This is a genomic window from Serratia sp. EWG9 (assembly GCF_019913725.1).
In the GTDB taxonomy this organism is placed as follows: Bacteria; Pseudomonadota; Gammaproteobacteria; order Enterobacterales; family Enterobacteriaceae; genus Serratia; species Serratia ureilytica.
The window spans coordinates 1-19,246 of record NZ_JADNRO010000003.1 but is presented as its reverse complement, the minus strand read 5'-3'; the positions used below and the strand labels follow the sequence as shown (position 1 = coordinate 19,246).

Annotated in this window: 22 protein-coding genes; 8 read left to right on the top strand and 14 right to left on the bottom strand. The window is 60.6% G+C overall.

Annotation, left to right across the window (positions count from 1 at the left end; translation table 11 throughout):
* Positions 1-7: 7 nt before the first annotated feature.
* Positions 8-808 carry an alpha/beta fold hydrolase gene (locus ITX55_RS08260; RefSeq protein ID WP_080280887.1) on the bottom strand — a complete coding sequence of 267 codons (801 nt, stop codon included), beginning with the start codon at positions 806-808 and terminating at the stop codon, positions 8-10.
* Between the two features lie 238 nt (positions 809-1,046).
* Here ITX55_RS08260 and ITX55_RS08255 point away from each other — a divergent pair, with 238 nt between their 5' ends.
* Positions 1,047-1,808: a CDP-diacylglycerol diphosphatase gene (locus ITX55_RS08255; protein ID WP_196018830.1), complete on the top strand. Its 762-nt coding sequence runs from the start codon at positions 1,047-1,049 to the stop codon at positions 1,806-1,808.
* A 41-nt stretch (positions 1,809-1,849) separates the two neighbouring features.
* Here ITX55_RS08255 and ITX55_RS08250 read toward each other — a convergent pair whose 3' ends face one another.
* From ITX55_RS08250 to lsrK, 7 genes are all read right to left on the bottom strand, one after another.
* A complete protein-coding gene (locus ITX55_RS08250) occupies positions 1,850-2,152 on the bottom strand; it encodes a hypothetical protein (protein ID WP_042783920.1) in 303 nt (100 codons plus the stop codon).
* Entirely contained in the window at positions 2,149-2,784 is a 636-nt protein-coding gene (locus ITX55_RS08245) for an AAA family ATPase (RefSeq protein ID WP_016928620.1), read from the bottom strand. The genes ITX55_RS08250 and ITX55_RS08245 overlap by 4 nt, the downstream gene beginning before the upstream one ends.
* Positions 2,785-3,055: 271 nt before the next feature.
* Positions 3,056-3,397 carry an HNH nuclease YajD gene (gene yajD, locus ITX55_RS08240; RefSeq protein WP_004939576.1) on the bottom strand — a complete coding sequence of 114 codons (342 nt, stop codon included), beginning with the start codon at positions 3,395-3,397 and terminating at the stop codon, positions 3,056-3,058.
* A gap of 54 nt (positions 3,398-3,451) precedes the next feature.
* Positions 3,452-3,913, bottom strand: coding sequence for a GNAT family N-acetyltransferase (locus ITX55_RS08235; RefSeq protein ID WP_033652401.1), 462 nt, complete (start codon positions 3,911-3,913; stop codon positions 3,452-3,454).
* Between the two features lie 57 nt (positions 3,914-3,970).
* Positions 3,971-4,864, bottom strand: a complete 894-nt coding sequence (locus tag ITX55_RS08230) for a LysR family transcriptional regulator (protein ID WP_033652403.1) — start codon at positions 4,862-4,864, stop codon at positions 3,971-3,973.
* Positions 4,865-4,923: 59 nt separating this feature from the next.
* Complete coding sequence (locus ITX55_RS08225) at positions 4,924-6,108, bottom strand: MFS transporter (protein ID WP_033652404.1); 1,185 nt, start codon at positions 6,106-6,108, stop codon at positions 4,924-4,926.
* A gap of 219 nt (positions 6,109-6,327) precedes the next feature.
* Entirely contained in the window at positions 6,328-7,893 is a 1,566-nt protein-coding gene (gene lsrK, locus ITX55_RS08220) for an autoinducer-2 kinase (RefSeq protein WP_033642298.1), read from the bottom strand.
* A 193-nt stretch (positions 7,894-8,086) separates the two neighbouring features.
* On the opposite strand from lsrK, the gene lsrG reads away from it, so the two are divergent.
* From lsrG to ITX55_RS08205, 3 genes are all read left to right on the top strand, one after another.
* Positions 8,087-8,380, top strand: coding sequence for a (4S)-4-hydroxy-5-phosphonooxypentane-2,3-dione isomerase (gene lsrG, locus ITX55_RS08215; protein ID WP_033642299.1), 294 nt, complete (start codon positions 8,087-8,089; stop codon positions 8,378-8,380).
* Between the two features lie 87 nt (positions 8,381-8,467).
* Positions 8,468-9,373: an EamA family transporter gene (locus ITX55_RS08210; protein WP_033642300.1), complete on the top strand. Its 906-nt coding sequence runs from the start codon at positions 8,468-8,470 to the stop codon at positions 9,371-9,373.
* Between the two features lie 82 nt (positions 9,374-9,455).
* The gene (locus ITX55_RS08205; protein ID WP_033642301.1) at positions 9,456-10,049 is read left to right on the top strand and encodes a LysE family translocator; all 594 of its coding nucleotides are present in this window, start codon (positions 9,456-9,458) and stop codon (positions 10,047-10,049) included.
* Here the strand turns inward: ITX55_RS08205 and ITX55_RS08200 are convergent.
* Positions 10,025-10,852: an AraC family transcriptional regulator gene (locus tag ITX55_RS08200; protein WP_060659791.1), complete on the bottom strand. Its 828-nt coding sequence runs from the start codon at positions 10,850-10,852 to the stop codon at positions 10,025-10,027. The two genes, ITX55_RS08205 and ITX55_RS08200, sit on opposite strands and share 25 nt — an antisense overlap.
* Positions 10,853-10,921: 69 nt before the next feature.
* On the opposite strand from ITX55_RS08200, the gene ITX55_RS08195 reads away from it, so the two are divergent.
* On the top strand, positions 10,922-11,140 hold the full coding sequence (locus ITX55_RS08195) for a hypothetical protein (protein WP_033642303.1): 219 nt from the start codon (positions 10,922-10,924) through the stop codon (positions 11,138-11,140).
* A gap of 8 nt (positions 11,141-11,148) precedes the next feature.
* Here ITX55_RS08195 and ITX55_RS08190 read toward each other — a convergent pair whose 3' ends face one another.
* Positions 11,149-11,997: a PA4780 family RIO1-like protein kinase gene (locus ITX55_RS08190; RefSeq protein ID WP_033642304.1), complete on the bottom strand. Its 849-nt coding sequence runs from the start codon at positions 11,995-11,997 to the stop codon at positions 11,149-11,151.
* A gap of 120 nt (positions 11,998-12,117) precedes the next feature.
* Positions 12,118-13,608: an alpha-amylase gene (gene amyA / locus ITX55_RS08185; protein ID WP_042783924.1), complete on the bottom strand. Its 1,491-nt coding sequence runs from the start codon at positions 13,606-13,608 to the stop codon at positions 12,118-12,120.
* A 490-nt stretch (positions 13,609-14,098) separates the two neighbouring features.
* On the opposite strand from amyA, the gene ITX55_RS08180 reads away from it, so the two are divergent.
* Together ITX55_RS08180 and ITX55_RS08175 are read left to right on the top strand one after the other, a co-directional pair.
* On the top strand, positions 14,099-15,004 hold the full coding sequence (locus tag ITX55_RS08180; protein ID WP_197822238.1) for a GNAT family N-acetyltransferase: 906 nt from the start codon (positions 14,099-14,101) through the stop codon (positions 15,002-15,004).
* Positions 15,005-15,089: 85 nt separating this feature from the next.
* Complete coding sequence (locus tag ITX55_RS08175) at positions 15,090-16,388, top strand: SLC13 family permease (protein WP_223084994.1); 1,299 nt, start codon at positions 15,090-15,092, stop codon at positions 16,386-16,388.
* Here the strand turns inward: ITX55_RS08175 and dapF are convergent.
* The 3 genes from dapF to ITX55_RS08160 all read right to left on the bottom strand — a co-directional run bounded on the left by dapF (position 16,363) and on the right by ITX55_RS08160 (position 18,059).
* On the bottom strand, positions 16,363-17,238 hold the full coding sequence (dapF, locus tag ITX55_RS08170) for a diaminopimelate epimerase (protein WP_223084993.1): 876 nt from the start codon (positions 17,236-17,238) through the stop codon (positions 16,363-16,365). The two genes, ITX55_RS08175 and dapF, sit on opposite strands and share 26 nt — an antisense overlap.
* Before the next feature lie 113 nt (positions 17,239-17,351).
* Complete coding sequence (locus tag ITX55_RS08165) at positions 17,352-17,609, bottom strand: YdgH/BhsA/McbA-like domain containing protein (protein ID WP_033642311.1); 258 nt, start codon at positions 17,607-17,609, stop codon at positions 17,352-17,354.
* Positions 17,610-17,801: 192 nt separating this feature from the next.
* On the bottom strand, positions 17,802-18,059 hold the full coding sequence (locus ITX55_RS08160; protein WP_033642312.1) for a DUF1471 domain-containing protein: 258 nt from the start codon (positions 18,057-18,059) through the stop codon (positions 17,802-17,804).
* 176 nt (positions 18,060-18,235) lie between these two features.
* On the opposite strand from ITX55_RS08160, the gene ITX55_RS08155 reads away from it, so the two are divergent.
* On the top strand, positions 18,236-18,880 hold the full coding sequence (locus tag ITX55_RS08155) for a TetR/AcrR family transcriptional regulator (protein ID WP_033642313.1): 645 nt from the start codon (positions 18,236-18,238) through the stop codon (positions 18,878-18,880).
* The last annotated feature ends 366 nt before the right edge of the window (positions 18,881-19,246 follow it).

The window sequence follows — 19,246 nt, the reverse complement described above, 5'->3', positions numbered from 1 at the left end:
GAGCGACTTACCAAAACAGCGGCGTGGTGCTTTCGGCCAGAAACGCCAGCAGCGTTTCATTGACCGCCGCCGGATTTTCCTTGTTGCTGATATGCCCGGCGTTGGGGATCAGCACATGTCGGCAGCCGAGAAGATCCGCCATGCGCTGGCCTTCCGCCGGCGGGCGCGGCTTATCCTGCGCGCCGGTGATGACGATGCTGGCGGCGGTGATGTGTTCCAGCAGCGCCAGCTTGTCGGGGCGGCCGAAGATCATCCGGCCCAGCGGCACGATGCTTTCGCGCAGGCGCTCGGCGGGCAGGCTTTGCAGATGGGCCAGCAACGGCTGCGACAGCGCAGCGGGCACTTCGTCGGAATAGAACTGTGCGGCGATATATTCCAGCAGCGGCGGAGTGATGGCGCCGGCCTGTTCCACGGCGGCCAGCATGCCCATATAGCGCTGCCGCGCCTCTGGAGTTTCGTCGCCCAGGTAGCTGTCCAGCAGCGCCAGCACTTTCACCCGCTCCGGCGCCAGCGCCGCCAGTTCGGCGCCCCACATGCCGCCGACGGACAGGCCGACGATGCCGAACTCTTCAATATCCAAATGATCCATCAGCGCCAAATGATCGGCGGCGATATCCGACAGGCTGTTTCGCCCGGGTGGCAGCGCCGGTGAATCGCCGTGGCCCCAGAGATCCGGTACGATCAGGCGGTAGCGTTTAGCCAGCGCTTCAAACTGCGGCGCCCACATATTCAGATCGAACAGATAGCTGTGGCCCAGCAGCAATGGAAAGCCTGAACCTACGTCGAGATAATGCAGGGATTTGCCCATCGTTGGCATCTTATCGGTTCCTTATATAAAAAGAGTCCCGGCTGCTTATATCACACTCATATTCAACCCACGGTATTAATTTACCTTAAATTACTCAGGTGGAGGCTTATTTTTAATTATCCATTGCTAACAAGACGTCAATAAAAGGTGACATTAAGGATAATATTCTGGTCGATGCCGGAGCCTTGGTTTATGCTGGCGCTCCTTTCGGTATGGAATAGATAAACAGGGAGTCGCGATGAAAAGACTTTTCAGACTATTAATTATTTTGCTTGTCATTTTGCTGCTGGCGGCGGTGCTGTGGTGGTTCTTCGGGCGCGGCAATCCGAATGCGCTGTGGCAGATAGTCAGCCAACAGTGCGTGCCCAATCAGCAGCAGAACCACGATCCTGCGCCCTGCTTAAAGGTGGATTTAACCGAGGGATATGTCCTGTTTAAGGACAGCAAGGGCCCTTACCACGATCTGGTGATGCCGACCGAAAAGGTCAGCGGCATCGAGAGCCCGATATTGCAAGCGGATCGAACGCCGCCTTATTTCGCCCAGGCCTGGAATAACCGCGAACATATATCCAGCGAGCTGGGTAAACCGTTAAAAGACGCATGGGTTTCTCTGGCGGTCAATTCGAAATATGGCCGCTCTCAAAATCAGCTGCATATTCACGTTGCCTGCTTGCGCCAGGATGTCTATAACGCGCTGGGGGAACAGTCTGAGCAATTAGATCAACAGTGGCGGCCGCTGGCGGTGAAATTGGTCGGCCATCAATATCTGGCCAGAAAATTGGCGGGCACCGATTTAACCCAGGAAGATCCTTTCCGCTTGTTGCAAAACTACGTGGTCGAACAGGGCGACAGCATCGGCAATTACGGTCTGGCGCTGGCGGTCAGCCCGCAGGGCGAGATGCTGCTGTTGGCAAACCGTTTGAAGTTGACCGATCTCAACCTGGGGTCGGCCGGTGAAATTCAGGACTACCGGTGCGAGGTCGCGGGGAACTCTAGATGATAACGGCCCGCCGGCTCGATCAGCCGGCGGCTGCCGTGCGGTCAGAGTTTTTTCAGCAGCGCCAGCAGTTGCGCTTCGCTTTTCTCCGCCAATCCGTCGATCGCCAGTTTGATGATGTCGGAGCGGGTGATGCGCACGATGCCGTTGCGCGCCGCCTGCACGATCACTTCATCGATAGCCTCAATGTGGTTGTCCGTCAGGCTGACGGAGATCGCCTTATAAGTGCGCTTGCGGCCGGCCGGTTTGGTTTCCGGCGCGGGCGCCGCGACCGGCAGCGTGTGTGAGGTGGCGCTGTTGATGAATTCGTCTTCCGACATCCGGTGGGTGGGGGTGCGTTTCTTCACAGGATCACCTCTTTCACCAGGCATTCAATTTCGGTCTGCGCCTTTTCATTATTCGCCTCGTGCACGGTGATGGCTTCACCCCAGGCGTCGCGGTAAATCTTGCGGTCGCACAGGCGATTGCTCACCAGGGTGAACTCCGGGTATTCACTCAGCACCTGCGCCGCTTCGTTGGCTTCATTAATGAAGATATTGGTCGGGCACATGTTCAATACGATGTAGCCTTTGACCTTCTCGTTGTATTCCTGCGCGGTGGAGAACATCTCCGACAGATAGCCGATGGTGTCGAGATCCATCTGCGAAGGGCGCAGCGGCGATAGGAACAGATCGGCGGCCAGCAGGCCGGAGCGCAGTTCGGCGCTGTCGCGGCCGGCGGTATCGACGATCACGTAGTCGTAATGGCGATCGAGCTCCAGCAGCGTTTCCTTGATTTTACCCGACGCGGCCACCACCGGAATGTGCGGCAGCCCCTCGACGTTCTGACGGTCGTTGTACCAGGTCATGATCGATTTCTGGTCGTCGGCATCGACGATGATCGCCGTCTTGCCTTGCTTAAGAATCAGATACCCGGCGATATTCACTGCTTTCGTCGATTTGCCGACGCCGCCTTTTTGCGAGCCAATCAGAACAATCATGCTGCCATCTCTCAAGTTATTAAGCGGGTAACTTATTAAGTTAATGTGCTTATTAGGTTGATAATCAAACAGGTTAACAAGAACAACTCGCGAACAATATGCACCAACTGCGGCGGCTTGCCAAGCCAGTATGTTGTTAACTGCGCAGCTTATTTTGCGGTGAATGGACCGGATGGGTAAGTAGGAATTCTCTGGGAAGTGGCGGAACGGAAGCGCCTTTTGTTAGTTTAACAGCTTAATAAGTTAGTGGCTCATTAAGCTGTCGATGGCGTTACTTCTTCATCATCGCCTTCAGGTTGGCGAACGGGTTGTGGGTGGCGACGCCGATATCTTTTTGCGCATCTTCACCGGCCACCACCGTCGAACCGTATTGATCGGCCTCGGTGTATTTCGAGTGTTCGTGGTCGTGGCAATACAGACACAACATTTCCCAGTTGCTGCCGTCTTCCGGGTTGTTGCTGTGATCGTGATCGATGTGGTGCACCGTCAGCTCGCGCAGGTTGGAATAAACGAATTCGCGCGAGCAGCGCCCGCATACCCAGGGGAACAGTTTCAGCGCTTTTTCGCGGTAGCCGGTTTCCAGCTTCGCATAATTTTTGGGGATATAGGCCATGGTGGTCGTCCGTCGGAAATCAATATGCGGCCAATAATACCACAGTGCGTGCGGCTACAACGTGCGGCTCATCACCGTGACGGTTTCACCGGCGACCTGGCGTTGCTCCAGAGGGCGCCAGCCGAGTTTCTGATACAGCGTCTGCTGGTCGGGCGTATACAGATACAGTTCGCTGATGCCCTGGATTCGGCCGTGCTCGATGCAGCGCGCGATCAGGTTGCGGGCAATGCCTTGGCCGCGGTGCTGCGGGTGGGTAAAGACTTCGCTCAGCCAGTATTGGCGCTCCGGTTTATCTGTCAATTCATATAGCGTCAAACTGGCGGTGCCGACGATCTGTTGCTGTGGCGACAGCGCCAGCAACACGACGCCTTGGCTCTCGGGTGCGCAGCGTTCAGCCAGCCGCCGGCTGATGGTATCGCGGCTGCTCCACTGCGCAAAGGCGCCCCATTCCTGGTGCAGCAACGCGGCCAGTTCTTCAATGCGCCGGCGATGGGCGAGCAGCGGTTCGATATGCATGATGTGCCTATTTTTTTTTAAAGTCGGGAAAAAAGCCGCTCCTGCCTAAGCGGCCGGTTAATGAAACGTCTCCACCGCCCAGTCGATGAACGCCCGCAGCTTGCCGCTGAGGTGGCGATTGGACGGGTAGACCACGTACATCTGCTCCGGCGGCGGCTGCCAGTCGTGCAGCAGGCTGACCAGTTCGCCGCGCTCGAGGTGCGGCTGCGCCATAAACCGATAGATCTGGATGATGCCCAAGCCGGCCAGGCTCGCCGCCAGCAGCGCGTTGCCTTCATTGATGCTGACCGGGTAGCGCTGTTGGATGGCGATCTCTTTGCCGCGCTCGACATAGCGTTGCGGATGGATGCGGTCGTTGACCGGATGGCGGTAGTGCACCATCGGAAAGCCCTGTTCCAGATCGCACGGGTGGCGCGGGGTGCCGTGGCGCGCCAGATAGGCCGGGGTGGCGCAGCTGACCCAGTCCAGATCGAACAGACGCCGGGCGATCAGGCTGGAGTCGGCCAACGGACCGCTGCGGATCACGCAGTCGGCGCTGTCGCTGATCAAATCGATAACGCGATCGCCGATGCTGAGATCGATCTGGATTTGCGGGTAGCGTTCCAAAAAGCCGGGCAGCGCCGGCAACAGCAGTTGGCGGGCGGTGCCGCTGCCGGTATCGATGCGCAGCACGCCCTGCGGAGAATTCTGCGACTCGGTCAGACAGCCCTCCATCTGCTCCAAATCCGCCAGCCATTTCACCGTATTCTGGTAATAGCATTCGCCTTCGCGGGTGACCGACACGCTGCGGGTGGTGCGCTGGAACAGTTTGGTCTGCAGGTGATCCTCCAGATTTTGGATCAGCTTGGTGACCGTCGCTTTCGGCATGCCCAGCGAATCGGCGGCGCGGGTAAAGCCGCCGGTTTCCACGACGCGGTTAAATACCCGGATAGCGAGCAAATGATGGTCCATAGGTTCTCAACGCCATGCCCCGGCGGTGGCCGGGGCATGTTTCTGCAGATAGATAATGATTAACACTGTTTAGCGCCAATCGCGCCGGAGCGCAAGCTGAGGCCGAATACCAGCGTGGCGGAGAGGATCAGCGCGCCGCCGAACAGCATGGCGCTGCTGACGCCCTGCCAGTCCACCACCTCGCCGCCCAGCAGTGCGCCGGAGGCCAGCGCGATCTGGATGACGCACACCAACAGCGCCTGACCGGCTTCCGGCGCCTGCGGCACGGCGGCGAACATCCAGTTGGTGGCGCAGACCGGCACGGCGCCAAAGGCCAGCCCCCATACCAGCACCATCAGCGTGGCGCCGGCGAGGCCGCTGAGCAGCGGCGAAACGATCAAAATGCCCGCCAGCATGGCGGCGATCAGTATGAAGGTGGCGCGCAGGCTGTGTTCCGCCAGACGCTCGCCGAGAAAGGTGCCCAGCAGGCCGATGGCACCATAGGCCAACAGCTGCAGCGAGATCGCCGATGGGCTGAGCACGAACACCTGCTGCAGCAGGGGCCGCAGATAGGTATAGGCGGCGAAGTGGCCGATGAACAGCAGCACGATGGCGATCAGGCCGATGCGCGCCATCGGCAGGCGCAGCGGCAGCACCAGATCGCGCGGCGTGACCGGTCGGGAAGGCGGTACCGACGTGAGCAAACGCAGCTGCGCCAACAGGACGCCGACTGCCAGCGCCGCACCGCCGAAGAAGGCGGCGCGCCAGCCGAACAGATCGCCGATCAGCGCCCCGGCCGGCACGCCGCATACCGCGCCGACCGAAATGCCGCTGAGGATCAGCGCAGTGGCGCGGCCCTGGCTGGCTTCCGGCACCAGATGGCGGCCGTAGTTGGCGGCGAACGACCAGAAGCCGCCGACGCAGATGCCCAGCAGCACGCGGCCCAGCAGCATCATCGGGAAGTTGACGGCCAGCGCCGCCACCAGGTTGGACACCATCAGCAGCAACGACAGCCCCAGCATCAGCAGGCGTCTGTCCAGCCGGCCGGAAGCCAGACTCAATACCGGCGCGGCCACCGCCGCCACGATGCCGGGCATGGTCACCATCAGCCCGGCGGTGCCGGTGCTGACGCCGAGCGAAGGGGCGATGTTGGTCAGCAGGCCGATCGGCAAAAACTCGGTGGTGACCATGACAAAACAGGCGACCGTCAGCGAGAAGATCGCCGGCCACGGGGATGATGCAGGGTTATCTTTATTATTCAGCATAATGCCGCTCTTCTCAGGTGAATGCGCAGGCCGCGCTCGGGGCGCGGCGTGATCAAAGTCACAATCTACGGCAGGCTGAAGGCGCAGATAAATCCATCTGCGGTGGTTACACTGTTTCTGAGCGGGAACAATGACGGCAGCGAGTTAAAACGCGGCTTGCGCCGCGCCGAGGGGAAAGGAATAAAACGGTATAAGGTTATGACCGGGCCGCGCGCGGCGCTAGAGCCCCGGCGCTTTCCACAATGAGGTGGTCAGGCCGCTATCCACCAGCGTCAGCTGATCGGCGTAAATCCGCCGCCAGTTTTCTTTCTGTTCCTGATACCGCGCATGGTTGGTGAGATCCGGCTGATGCTCGCGCTCCCAGCGCACCAGCTGCTCGCCGGTTTCAGCCAGCGACGCGTAAAGCCCGGCGCCGACCCCGGCGGCGATCGCGCAGCCCAGCGCGGTGGCTTCTTTCACCACCGGCACCCGCACCGTCAGGCCGGTGACGTCGCTGAGGATCTGGCTCCACAGTTTGCCCTTCGCACCGCCGCCGGCGAACACCAGCGAGCGGGCCTGTACGCCGGAGAAGGCGGCGATCTGCTCCAGATTACAGGCTGAGACGATGGCGGCATTCTCCTCCAGCGCGCGGAACAGCGTCTGTTTGTTGCAGCGTTCAGGATCGATAGACATGTTGATGAACGACGGCGCCGCGTGATACCAGGTTTTGAAATGCATGGCGTCGGAAAAGATCGGCATCACGCCGTAGGCGCCCGGCGGCACCCTGGCCGCCATCTCTTCCAGCAGGCTGTAAGCGTCGATCCCCAGTCGCTCCGCCAGCAGTTTCTCTTCGGCGCAGAAAGCGTCGCGGAACCAGCGCATGGTCAGGCCGGTAAAGAAGCTGATGGATTCCGCCTGCGCCATGCCGGGAATGACATGAGGGTTAATGCGGATGTTCATTTCCGGATCGATGGCCGGTTCCGGCAGGTTGACGATTTGCTGCCAGAAGGTGCCGCCGAGCACCGCCGTCTGCCCGGCGCGCACGATGCCGAGCCCCAGGCTGCCGAGCTGCACGTCGCCGCCGCCCATCACCACCGGGGTGCCGCGCAGCAGCCCGCTCTCCTGCGCCGCCTGTTCGGTGACGCGCCCCAGCACGACGCCGGTCTCTTTCACCGGCGACAGAATATCGGCGCGCAGCCCGGCCATATCGAGCAGCGCCGGCCGCCAGTCGCGGCTGGTCAGATCCAGCATGCCGGTAGTGCCGGCGTTGGAAGGATCGACCGCCAGCTCGCCGCTCAGCATGTAGGCCAGCCAGTCGCTGATCATGGTCAGCGTCGCCGCCTGGCGATAGATGTCCGGCCGGTGGTGCGCCAGCCACAGCAGGCGCGGCATGGCGCTCAGCGCCAGCGTCTGGCCGGAGTACTGGTAGACCTCACGTTCGAAGCCGTGGTTGTGCAACTCTTTCAGTTCGCTGACTTCATGGCTGGCGCGCGCATCGACATTGGCGCAGGCCCAGATCGGCACGCCGTTGCGATCGTACAGAACGATGCCTTCACGCATCGAGCAGCAGGCTACCGCACGGATCGCCTGCGCGCTCAGCCCCGCGCGCTGCAACGCCTGGCGGATGCACTGGCAGGCCAACTGCCAGTTGCGGTTGAGATCGAATTCCATCGAGCCGGGTACGCCCGGCACCGCGAGGTGTTGCCACTCGGCCTGGCCGTGCGCGATCTGATTGCCCGCCAGATCGAAGATCACCGCGCGAATGCTGCCTGTTCCTGCGTCCAGCGCCATCAAGTAGTTATCCATAGCCTATGCTCTCAGGGGGAGGAATAGTAACTATAGATGCCGCCGTCTTCCCTCGCCGGGGGCGGGGTGGGCATCGCCGGTGCGATTTGTGAGCCAGGCGGCAAAATTGCCGTTGCGGCAGGGCAATCGACGGGAATAAACCTATGGTTGGAAAGCGCCATGCTGCGGCGCACCGTTTAAACAAGGAGCTGTCATGCACGTCACATTGGTAGAGATCAACGTTAAACAGGACAAGATCGACGAATTTATCGACGTTTTCCGCGCCAATCATCTGGGGGCGATCGAAGAGCCGGGCAACCTGCGTTTCGACGTGCTGCAGGATGAGCATATTCCGACGCGGTTTTACATCTACGAAGCCTATCGCGACGAGCAGGCGGTGGCGGCGCACAAGCAGACCCCACACTATCTGCAGTGCGTGGAGAAGCTGGAAGCGCTGATGACCGGCCCGCGCAAGAAAACCACCTTCATTGGCCTGATGCCGGAATAAACGCCGGCGTTTGCCGGTGTCCATGCGCCCGGTTTGGTTGTAACCTGCAAGGCAAAGCGAATTTTCAATGGGATAAGCGGGGCGAGGATGACATTGCGCGATCGGCTGTTGGCGCTGTTGGTGGTGGTGATCTGGGGCGTGAATTTCGTGGTAATCAAGTTCGGCCTGCAGGGGATGCCGCCGTTCCTGTTGGCCGGGATGCGTTTTTTACTGGTGGCGTTGCCGGCGATCTTCTTTATCCCGCGCCCGACCATTCCGTGGAAATGGCTGTTGCTCTACGGCATGACCATGAGTTTCGCGCAGTTTGCCTTTCTGTTTGTCGCCATCAAGGTGGGCATGCCGGCGGGGCTGGCCTCGCTGGTGTTGCAGGCGCAGGTGTTCTTCACCCTGCTGTTGGGTGTCGTGCTGATGGGCGAAAAGCTGCGCGTCAATCATTTCGTCGGCATCGCCATCGCCAGCGGCGGCATGCTGGCGCTGGCGCAGGCCAGCCTGCATAAGCCGGGCAGCGGCGCGGTCCCCCTGGCGGGCCTGTTGCTGACCCTGGCGGCGGCGTTCTCCTGGGCGCTGGGCAACCTGACCAACAAGAAGATCCTGGCCGGTTTCCCGCAGCGCAACATTTTGTCGCTGGTGGTGTGGAGCGCGCCGATCCCGGTACTGCCGTTCCTGATTTGCAGCTGGCTGTTCGACGGCCCGCAGGCGGTGCTGGCCAGCCTGAGCCATGTGCAGGTCGGCACCTGGCTGGCGGTTGCCTATCTGGCGTTCGCCGCCACGCTGTTCGGTTATTCGGTGTGGGGCAGCCTGCTGGGGCGCTACGAAACCTGGCGCGTCGCGCCGCTGACGCTGCTGGTGCCGCTGGTCGGGCTGTTCGCCGCCTGGCTGCTGCTGGACGAAGCGCTGTCGCCGGCGCAGTTCGGCGGCGCGTTGCTGGTGCTGGCCGGCATGGCGGTCAATACCTTCGGGTTGCCGCGCCGACGGGCCGTCGCGGTGCGCTAAACCTAACAGGGCAATTCTGTTCAATACGTTGTCGGCGCGGCCCGGCATTCTGGCGCCTGTGAATTTTTCCTCAGGTGCCCTCATGAATAATATCTACCTTTCCATGGCCGCATTTGCGCTGGCGGCCTCCATCACGCCCGGCCCGGTCAACATCGTCGCATTGAGCGCCGGGGCGCAGTTCGGCTTTGGCGCGACCCAGCGTCACGTGTTCGGCGCCACGCTGGGGTTTACCCTGTTGCTGGTGCTGCTGGGTTTGGGCATGCACCAACTGCTGATCCTGTGGCCGGCGTTGACCCGCTTGATCCAATGGGCCGGCGTGGCCTTCCTGCTGTTTATGGCCTACCGGCTGGCGTTTGACGACGGCAGGCTGGGCAACGGCGAGGCGCAGGCGCCTTCCTGTTGGTACGGCGCGCTGATGCAATGGCTGAACCCCAAGGCATGGCTGGCGTCGGTGGCCAGCCTCGGGGCGTTTGTCGGCGACGGTGACATCCGGCTGCTGTGGCAGTTCGCCGGGCTCTACTTCGTGATTTGCTATGCTTCGGTGGCCTGCTGGGCTTACGTTGGCGCGATGTTGCGCGGCCTGCTCAGGCAGGCGCGCAACGTACAACGCTTCAATCGCGCGATGGCGGCGTTGCTGGCGGCCAGCGCCTGCTATCTGTTGGCGGAGGGTTTTTGATACTGGCCGGGTGTCGCGGCCAGCAGCTGTTTGAAGGTGCGCTGGAAGTGCGCCTGATCGGCAAAGCCGCTTTCGCTGGCGGCCGCGGCGATCGGCAGGCCGCTTTTCAATAGCCGATGGCCGTGCTGCACGCGGCGATTGACCAGATAGGCGTGCGGCGTCATGCCGTAGCGCTGGCGGAAGGCGCGGATCAGGTAGGAGGGCGAGAGCGCGGCGGCGTGGCAAATGTCTTCCAGCGTCAGCGACTGAGTGCAGTGCGCGTCGATAAACGCCGCCGCCGCTTCCAGTCGGGGGTGCGGCGGCGTCTCCGGCTGGCGGCCGCTGCCCAGCGCGAGCTGCAGGGCGCTGAAATACTCCACCAGGGCGATCTGTTTTTCCAGCGCGCCGCACTGCGCGTTCGTCAGCAGCGCGTACAGTTGGTTCAGCCCGTTGAACAGCGCCGGATCGCGGCTGAGCGGCCGGCTGAAGGGGACAAAGCGGTCGCCGTCGCCGCCCATCATTTCCTGCTGCAGCGCGCCGAGCCAGGCGAGATCGAGATAGAACATGATGTATGACCAACGGCGGTCGGCGATCGGGTTGCAGGCATGCGCCTGCTGCGGATTGATGACAACCACATCGCCGGCGCCGACCTGCATGCGCCGCTCGCCGTTGACATAGGTGCTGACGCCGCCGGTGATGGCGCCGATGGAAAAGAATTCGTGGCTGTGCAGGCTGTAGCACACTTTGCGGCCATCATTGATGGCGCGCGCTTCGACAAAAGGCAACTGCGGGTCGCGCCAGAACTGGGGCGTTTTTTCACTCATGCGCTTTCCTTTTCACTGCGGCGGCATCACAGTGTTATAGCCTGAAAGCGACGAAAAGGGGAATGGCGGATGATGATTTTTAACGTGTTCGGCCGCCTGGTAGGCGTGAAGCGTATCGGGGACGAATGGCGGCTGTTCCGCGTGACGCTGCCGGAGCGCAAATATGCCCCCAGCTACGATATCGTGTTGCCGGCGGATCTGCGCGAAGAGGAGATCGCCGGCTATCTGGGGGATATCTATCACGAAGCCGCGACCCCGCAGCGGCCGGACGTGTTTCGCGTCGAGTAGCGCGGGCGTTACTCTTCCGCGTTGCGCGCCATGAGGCGGCGCTGATGTTCCTCGCTGGCGGCCTGGATCTCTTCCAGCACCGAGCCGACGTCGGCGCGCTTCTGAATTTCGCTGAATCGGCCGCTGAGGACGCTGTCCGGCGTCAGCGTGCCTTCCTGATACAGCGCCCAGATCTCTTTGGCATATTGGCTGTCGCGCAGCTCCGGCGCAAATTGGCCGTAATATTCCGCCAGATTGTCGATATCGCGCTCGAACATGCTTTTGGCGTGGTTGTTGGCGGCGGCGTCCACCACCTGCGGCAGATCGATGATCACCGGCCCGTCTTTATCCATCAGCACGTTGAATTCCGACAGATCGCCGTGCACCAAGCCGGCGCACAGCATGCGCACCGCGTAGTTCATCATCAGAGCATGATCGGCGCGCGCCTGTTCCGGCGTCAGGATGACATCGCTCAGACGCGGCGCCACCAGGCCTTCCTCGTCGGTGATCAGCTCCATCAGCAGCACGCCGTCCAGGCAGATGTCCGGCTGCGGCACCCGCACCCCGGCTCTGGCCAGCAGATACAGCGCGTCCACTTCGGTGTTCTGCCAGGCTTCTTCCTGTTGCTGACGGCCGAATTTGGAGCCTTTGCTCATGGCGCGCGCGTCGCGGCTGTTGCGCACCTTGCGCCCTTCCTGGTAGTGCACGGCCTGCTTGAAGTTGCGCTTCTCGGCTTCTTTGTACACTTTGGCGCAGCGGATCTCATCGCCGCAGCGCACGATAAACACGTCGGCTTCTTTGCCGCTTTTCAAACGGCGGATGACTTCGTCGATTAACCCGTCATCCACCAGCGGCTGGAGTCGTTTTGGAATTTTCATGCAGCCTTGTACCCTATTTAGGCTCCGGTGTGAATGGCTTGCGCAGTTGATAGCGTAAGTTAGACCCGAAAGGCAAACATTAGTTTTGCCGCCGCGGCATCATTGCGCGGCGGCGGGCGTTCACAGGCTGCCTGTCGGCACCCAGACGCTGACGCTGCCGGCGTTGACCGGGAAATGGGCGCTGCCCTGGTCGTCGGTGGTGATTTCCTCCTGGCGGTTACCGAGGAAATCGCGCCAGGCGGTGCGCGCCAGATCGGCGCCGAGCGCGACCGTCTTGCCGCTTTCGCCGCCGTTGGTCAACACCACCACGCAGCCGGGGGCGTCGGCGGTGCCGGCGCGGCTGAAGGCCACGCAGTGGCTGTCGTCGAAGTAGTCGGTTTGCGGGCCGTTGGCGAAGCGCTGGCGGGCGGCAATCAGCTTCTCCAGCTCTGGGATCGCCGGCATGTCAATCTGGTACTCGCCGCCGTCACGCCCTTTATCGCGGTAACTGGCGCCATAAAGGTCGGGGTAAAACACGCAGGGCACGCCCTGTTCGCGCAGCAGGATCAGCGCGTAGGCCAGCGGTTTGAACCAGGGTTCCACCGGCGCCTCCAGCGATTGCAGCGGCTGGGTATCGTGGTTGGCGACCAGCGTCACCGCGTGGGCCGGATCGACGGCGGTCAGGGTATCGGTGAAGATCTGCGCCATGTCGAAGCCGTCGCCCTGTTTTGACGCCTGATGAAACTTCAGGTGCAGCGCCACGTCGAACAGCATTACTTTGCCGTCCACCAACTCGATGTATTGTTGCAGCGCGCTGAGATCGTGCGACCAGTATTCGGCGACGATAAACAGATCGCGCTGCGCGCTGTCGCGCACGTGATCCGCCCACTCTTTGAAGAACCAGGCGGGAATGTGTTTGGCGGCGTCGAGGCGAAAGCCGTCGCACGGCAGCGTGTCCAGCAGCCAGCGCGCCCAGTATTTGAGCTCCTCCGTCACGGCGGTATTGCGGAACTCCACGTCGGCGCCCATCAGGTAGTCGTAGTTGCCTTTCTCGTCGTCGACCTGATCGTTCCAGCCGTCGTCGCCGTAGTCGTTGGCGATTTTAAACACCCCTTTATCGTCCGGCTGCTCAACGTAATCGACGCCGCTGAAGCATTTGTAATCCCAGATAAACTCGGAATGCGCGCCCTGGCGGCCGGGGAAGGTAAAGCGGGTATAGGCCAGCGCGTCGAAGCCCTGGTCGTCGATGTCGTTGCGGTTGTTGGCGTCCACCTTGAACACGTGCACCCGTTCTTTCTCGTCCGCGCCGAGCTTGTGGTTGAACACCACGTCGTAGAGCACCCCCACGCCGTGTTCGCGCAGCGCAGTGGCGGCGTGTTCGAGCGCCGCCTTGTCGCCGTATTTAGTGGCCACGCTGCCTTTCTGGTCAAACTCGCCCAGATCGAACAGATCGTAGGTGTCGTAACCGACGGAGTAGCCGCCGGAAGCGCCTTTGTAGGCGGGCGGCAGCCACAGATCGGTAATGCCCAGTTCGGCGAGGTGCGGGGCGCGTTCGGCGGCCTCCTGCCACAGTTTGCCGCCGTCGGGGTAGTACCAGTGGAAGAATTGCAGCAGGGTGGTTTTTTTCGTCATGAGCCAGCGTCCCGGTTAGCCAGAAGGAAAGGAGCAGTTAAAGCATGGGCTACTTTTGGCAAAAGGGACAATGGCGCAGGCAGGCGCGTGAAGGCAGGCGTAAATATGTAACCGACGTTGACGAGATAGCGGTTAAGTTGTTTATATCAAGTTTTCGTTTTTTTATTTTTTATTGTTTATTTTTCATGTAGATATTCTCTTTGTTTTTTTATTTATGAATTTTTGATGTTTTTGTGTTCATTTTTTCTGGGTTTTTATTTTAATTTTAAATGCTAATTTGGTTTTTAATTTTAAAAATAATTATTTAATTGGGTTTAAGTTCTTTTAACTGAAATATTTTGACATATTCAGGTGACCTGTTGGTTATTCATTCGCAATTGTTTATGCGTTATCGTTATTTTCGAAATTAGGTAACACTATCAACTAAATCTCATTTTTTATCGGTAGCTAATTGGGGATATCAATTGTGAACATCAGGGATTTCAGAGCATTGGCGCGCAATTTGGTCAGAGAATTCGGCATGTTGAACAAGCAGAGCAACGGCTCGCGCTTTTCGCCGCTGCAGATCCATCTGATGATCGAAGTCAGCGAGCAGCCGCTGGGCGTCACCGAGCTGGCGGCCCGGCTGTGCATCGACAAGGCCAGCGCCAGCCGGGCGCTGCGCAGCCTGGTGGCCGCCGGCGTGATAGAAACGGTAGATCATCCGGATGACAGGCGGCACAACCTGCATCGGCTGAGTAAACAGGGCGGCAAGGCGCTGGCCGGCATCGAGAACGACGCCGACGGCTTTATGCAGGCGGCGCTGGCGCAGTTGGATGACGATGAGCTGGCGAGCACCACTGCGGCGATGAAAAAGATGACCGCGGCGCTGCGCAGCGCGCGCAAACAGCGCGACGCCAATCTGCGGGTGCGGCCGATCGCCGAGCGCGATGATGCGGTGATGGCGGCGATCATTCGCGAGGTGTTTCGCGAGTACGGCATGGACAAGATGGAAGGCGTCAGCCTGCACGATCCCGATCTCGATCGGCTGACTGGCCTGTATCGCGACAACGGCGGCCGCTACTGGGTGCTGGAGCGGGACGGGCTGGTGGTGGGGGGCGTCGGCATGGCGCCGCTGGCCGGCGAAGAGCCCGGCTATTGCGAGCTGCAGAAACTGTTCTTCAAACCCGGCGCGCGTGGGTTGGGCATGGCGCGCTATATGGTGGTGCAGGCGCTGAAGGCGGCCCGGGCGGCAGGGTATCGCTATTGCTATCTGGAAACCACCGAACAATTGAAAGAGGCGATCGGGTTGTATTACGCGTTGGGTTTCACGCTGCTGACGGAACGGCGCGGCAATACCGGCCACCACGGCTGCAATGTGTGCATGCTGAAAAATCTGCAGAACGACGATATGTGAGCGGTTTCAAGGTTAACGCCCGCGCCTTGTGTCACCCTGTTAACCGTTTGATAACAATCACAACGTTTTATCAGGGAGAAGAACTATGTTGGGGGATCCCATGGCGCTGTCTGCGCTGGTCACGCTGGTGGTCATCGCGCTATGGGCCAGCGCCCGTTTGCCGGAGTATTTGGTCGCGTTGCTGTTCTTTGCGGCGGTGATGGTATTGCAGCTGGCGCCCGCCGCGGTGACCTTTTCCGGTTTCGCGTCTTCCGCATTCTGGCTGGTGCTCAGCGGTTTCGTGTTGGGCACCGCCATCCGCAGCACCGGCTTGGCGGATCGCCTGGCCAACCGACTCTTGCCGCATCTGGCCGGTTCCTGGCCGCGCCTGGTGGGCGGCGTGGTGGCGATAAGCTACGCGTTAGCGTTTGTCATGCCCTCCAACATGGGGCGGATTACGCTGCTGATGCCGATCGTCATGGCGTTGGCCGAGCGCGCCGGTCTGACTGAAGGCTCGCGCGGCCGCATCGGTTTGGCGCTGGCGGTGGGGTTCGGCACCTTCCAGCTTTCCGCCAGCATCCTGCCGGCCAACGTGCCTAACCTGGTGATGAGCGGCGCGGCAGAAAGCGCCTACGGCAGCCACTTCGCTTATCTCTCTTATCTGCTGTTGCACGCTCCGGTGCTCGGGGTGGCCAAAGGCGCGCTGCTGACGCTGTGCATCTGCGGCCTGTTCCGTGCCCGGCCGCAGCCGGTGGCGACCGAGGCGGGGCAAACGCCGCTCAGTGCCGCCGAGTGGCGGCTGATCGCGCTGTTGGGCATTACGGTGCTGCTGTGGATGACCGACAGCTGGCACGGCATCGCCCCGGCCTGGATAGGGTTGGCGGCGGCCTGCTTCTGCCTGTTGCCGCGCGTCGGTTTTCTCAACGGCGAGCAGTTCGCCGCCGGGGTCAACGTGCGCACCTGTATTTACGTGGCGGGGATCCTGGGGCTGACTGCATTGGTCAGCCACTCGGGGCTCGGCGATCGGTTGGGCGGCGCGCTGCTGGCGATGATGCCGGATCTGCACGGCAAGCCGTTTACCGCATTCGGTTCGCTGGTGGGGGTCACCGCGCTGTTGAATTTCGTGGTGACCGCCAACGGCGTGCCGGCGCTGTTTACCCCGCTGGCGCAGGCGTTGTCCGCAGGCAGCGGCTTGCCGCTGCTGACGGTGCTGATGACCCAGGTGATCGGTTACGCCACGCCGCTGTTGCCGTATCAGGCCTCGCCGATCGTGGTGGCGATGGGGATGGGCAAAGTGCCGGCGCGCGAAGGGCTAAAGCTGTGCCTGCTGTTGGCCGCGCTCAGCTTCGCACTGCTGGTGCCGTTGGACTATCTGTGGTTCAGGCTGCTGGGGTGGATCCCGTAAACAGCCCCGCGCCGCCGGCAAAGCAGTCTTCGTCCAGCGTCAGGGTGGCGATTTTATGCACAGGTCCGCGCATGCTGACCTGAAAATCGCCGCTGAAGGCGATCTGCAGTTCGCCGCCCGGCATCCGCACACTAACCCGATCGCCGACTCGTCCCAACTTGCGCATCACGCTGGCGGCGGCGCAGCTGCTGCTGCCGGAGGCGAGGGTAAAGCCGGCGCCGCGCTCCCAGATGCCGATGCGCAGCGTCTGGCGATCGACCACTTCCACCAGTTGTACATTGGTGCGTTTCGGGAACAGCGGATGGCGCTCAATCTGCGGTCCGAGCCGATGCACCTGCGCCAGATCCAGTTTTTCCACCGGCACCACGCAGTGCGGGTTGCCCATCGACACCAGCGAAACGCTTAACGTCTCCTCCTTCAGGGGCAGCGGATAGTTCAGCGCCTCCGGCAGATCGATCAAGGCCGGCAGCGCCGCCGGGCTGAAATTGGCGCGCCCCATCTCCACGGTTATCTGATGCGCGTCTTCCGCCACCTGGCAACGCACGTCGCCGCCGGCGGTGTGCACCAGAAACGGCTGATGCGCCACGCGCTTGCTGTCGAACAGATACCGCGCGTAGATACGCAAGCCGTTGCCGCTTTTCTCCGCTTCGGAGCCGTCCGGGTTGATGATGCGCAGGGTGGGATTGACGGCGTCGCCGCTGTCGATCAGCAGGCCGTCGGAACCGATGCCGTAATGCGGGTGGCACAGCAGGCGGATCTGTTCCAGGCTCAGGCGATCGGCGACCAAACGGTGGCATACCAGGTAGTCGTTGCCCAGACCGTGATATTTGTGAAACAGCAGGGGAGTCATGGCGTTGCTCGGCTCAGCGGGAAGAGGTCGCTACAGCTTACAACAGAACGTTGGCGTTAAAGCAAACAAAAGGCGGCCTGAGCCGCCCTTTTGCACGATTGCCGATCCGGCCATTAATTGTAGATGATCGCGGTGCCGTGCAGTTTGTTGTCACCGGTAGTGGCGATGATCTGGAAGGATTTGGCGCCCGCCGCGTCGGCTTTGGCCGCCAGTTTGTTTTCCAGGCTGCTCAGGTCGGACGCGCCGCTGACGGTAACGACGCCTGCTTTTTGCAGGTCGGCGGGTTGCGTGTTAACCAGTTCGGCGGCGAAGCTGCCGAAGGAGGCGGAAGCCAGTGCGATGGCTGCGATGGTCATTTTCAGGTTTTTCATGGTCTTATTTCCTATCAGTGTTCTTTACGATGTTTGTTTTGTAAGGTCGTTAAATTAATTAACGATCGATAATTTAATGTTAGATGCCGGTTTGACGGATTGCAAGTATTTTTTTAATGTTCGTTAATTAATTTTTTTACGCCCTGGCGTTGTGAGCAATAAGGATATGCAGTCCACAGGCTTAATACTTTGTTATTGATAGATTTCTGCAGTGCCATGCAGCTGGTTGTTGCCGCCGGCGCTGGTGATGCGGAAGGATTTGGCGCCGGCCTGATCGGCTTTGGCGGCCAGGCTGTTTTCCAGCGAGGTCAAATCGGACGCGCCGCTGACGGTGATGACGCCCACTTTTTGCTGGTCGGCCGGTTGGCTAGTGACCAAATCGGCGGCGAAGCTGCCGAAGGAAACGCTGGCCAGAGTGAGGGCGGCTAAGGTTAGTTTTAAGCTTTTCATGATGTTAATTCCTTTTCGATAACGGTCAATAGAGGGTTTTAATCCGGTTCGCTAATTTTTATTAACGATCGATAACTAAATGCTAATCGGTTCTCGACGAGGGCGCAATATTTTTTTATAATGATCGTTAAGTTATTTGTGCTAAGCCTGCTGTGGAGCGGGATAGGAGAGGAACGATGAGCATCAATGAAGCGGTCTGCGGCAAGAAAAGCCGTGGCAGACCCAAACAATTTGATCGCGACCGGGCGTTGGAAAGCGCACTCGATCTGTTCTGGCGGCACGGGTATGAAGCCACCTCGCTGGCCGATCTGGTGGAAGTGACCGGCGCCAAGGCGCCGACGCTATATGCCGAGTTCGGCAACAAAGAAGGGATGTTCCGCGCGGCGGTGGAGCGCTATCTGCAAAAATACACCACCTGCACCAACCAGCTGTTGGAACAGGATGTGCCGGTGGCCGAGATCGTCGAGGCTTACGTGCGTTCTTCGGTTCAGGTCTTCACCGATCCCGATACCCCCTCCGGTTGCTTTATGGTGTGCGCCTCCGCTGCGCTGTCGTCCGCTTCCGACGACGTCGCCCAGATGCTGCGCAAAAAGCATCATGCGCAGGAAGCTGCGCTGAAGGCCTGCTTCGATCGCAAGGTGCAACAGGGCGAGCTGCTGGCGAAAACCGATACCGCGCTGCTGGCGAAATACGTGATTTGCACCATTGAAGGCATGTCGGTGCAGGCGCGAGAAGGGGCAAGCCGGGACGATCTGTTGCGGTTGCTGGAGGCGCTGATGCTGGTGTGGCCGCGGCTCAGCCAGATTGGCAATAAGGTGTAGAAACAGGCCCGGTTTTTACCGCAATGCTGATCAGTTAGCGTTTTTCTGCAGGCGTTCGTGACATTTTCGGTCGATAAAAGTGAGATGCCCCATGTGGCTCAGGCACCTCGACCGAGCCAGGGGCCGAAGGCGCGGCCCCTGGCAACCCGCGCCTTTGCCCTATCAGACGGTTGGCTTTGCCAACGTTACTCAGCCCATCCCTGGGCCTCGCCCCTTCGGGGCCGCTGCAAGCAGCGTTCAAATCTGCTCCAGGCAGATTTGTCCTCTCTCCGCCATACCGCATTGAGGCCGGTTGCGACAGGCGTCCCTGCCTGTCTCACCTGAAACCGCCGTCCATGGCGGTTTCGCCTAATGCGCTATGCCTGC

Excerpts from the sequence above, each read along its gene's own strand:
- lsrK (WP_033642298.1), bottom strand. The coding sequence starts at position 7,893 with ATGGATAACTACTTGATGGCGCTGGACGCAGGAACAGGCAGCATTCGC.
- ITX55_RS08245 (WP_016928620.1), bottom strand. The coding sequence starts at position 2,784 with ATGATTGTTCTGATTGGCTCGCAAAAAGGCGGCGTCGGCAAATCGACG.
- ITX55_RS08230 (WP_033652403.1), bottom strand. The coding sequence starts at position 4,864 with ATGGACCATCATTTGCTCGCTATCCGGGTATTTAACCGCGTCGTGGAA.
- ITX55_RS08190 (WP_033642304.1), bottom strand. The coding sequence starts at position 11,997 with ATGAAAATTCCAAAACGACTCCAGCCGCTGGTGGATGACGGGTTAATC.
- ITX55_RS08235 (WP_033652401.1), bottom strand. The coding sequence starts at position 3,913 with ATGCATATCGAACCGCTGCTCGCCCATCGCCGGCGCATTGAAGAACTG.
- lsrG (WP_033642299.1), top strand. The coding sequence starts at position 8,087 with ATGCACGTCACATTGGTAGAGATCAACGTTAAACAGGACAAGATCGAC.
- ITX55_RS08210 (WP_033642300.1), top strand. The coding sequence starts at position 8,468 with ATGACATTGCGCGATCGGCTGTTGGCGCTGTTGGTGGTGGTGATCTGG.
- ITX55_RS08255 (WP_196018830.1), top strand. The coding sequence starts at position 1,047 with ATGAAAAGACTTTTCAGACTATTAATTATTTTGCTTGTCATTTTGCTG.
- yajD (WP_004939576.1), bottom strand. The coding sequence starts at position 3,397 with ATGGCCTATATCCCCAAAAATTATGCGAAGCTGGAAACCGGCTACCGC.
- ITX55_RS08225 (WP_033652404.1), bottom strand. The coding sequence starts at position 6,108 with ATGCTGAATAATAAAGATAACCCTGCATCATCCCCGTGGCCGGCGATC.
- ITX55_RS08160 (WP_033642312.1), bottom strand. The coding sequence starts at position 18,059 with ATGAAAAGCTTAAAACTAACCTTAGCCGCCCTCACTCTGGCCAGCGTT.
- dapF (WP_223084993.1), bottom strand. The coding sequence starts at position 17,238 with ATGACTCCCCTGCTGTTTCACAAATATCACGGTCTGGGCAACGACTAC.
- amyA (WP_042783924.1), bottom strand. The coding sequence starts at position 13,608 with ATGACGAAAAAAACCACCCTGCTGCAATTCTTCCACTGGTACTACCCC.
- ITX55_RS08205 (WP_033642301.1), top strand. The coding sequence starts at position 9,456 with ATGAATAATATCTACCTTTCCATGGCCGCATTTGCGCTGGCGGCCTCC.
- ITX55_RS08260 (WP_080280887.1), bottom strand. The coding sequence starts at position 808 with ATGGGCAAATCCCTGCATTATCTCGACGTAGGTTCAGGCTTTCCATTG.
- ITX55_RS08200 (WP_060659791.1), bottom strand. The coding sequence starts at position 10,852 with ATGAGTGAAAAAACGCCCCAGTTCTGGCGCGACCCGCAGTTGCCTTTT.
- ITX55_RS08195 (WP_033642303.1), top strand. The coding sequence starts at position 10,922 with ATGATGATTTTTAACGTGTTCGGCCGCCTGGTAGGCGTGAAGCGTATC.
- ITX55_RS08175 (WP_223084994.1), top strand. The coding sequence starts at position 15,090 with ATGTTGGGGGATCCCATGGCGCTGTCTGCGCTGGTCACGCTGGTGGTC.
- ITX55_RS08155 (WP_033642313.1), top strand. The coding sequence starts at position 18,236 with ATGAGCATCAATGAAGCGGTCTGCGGCAAGAAAAGCCGTGGCAGACCC.
- ITX55_RS08165 (WP_033642311.1), bottom strand. The coding sequence starts at position 17,609 with ATGAAAAACCTGAAAATGACCATCGCAGCCATCGCACTGGCTTCCGCC.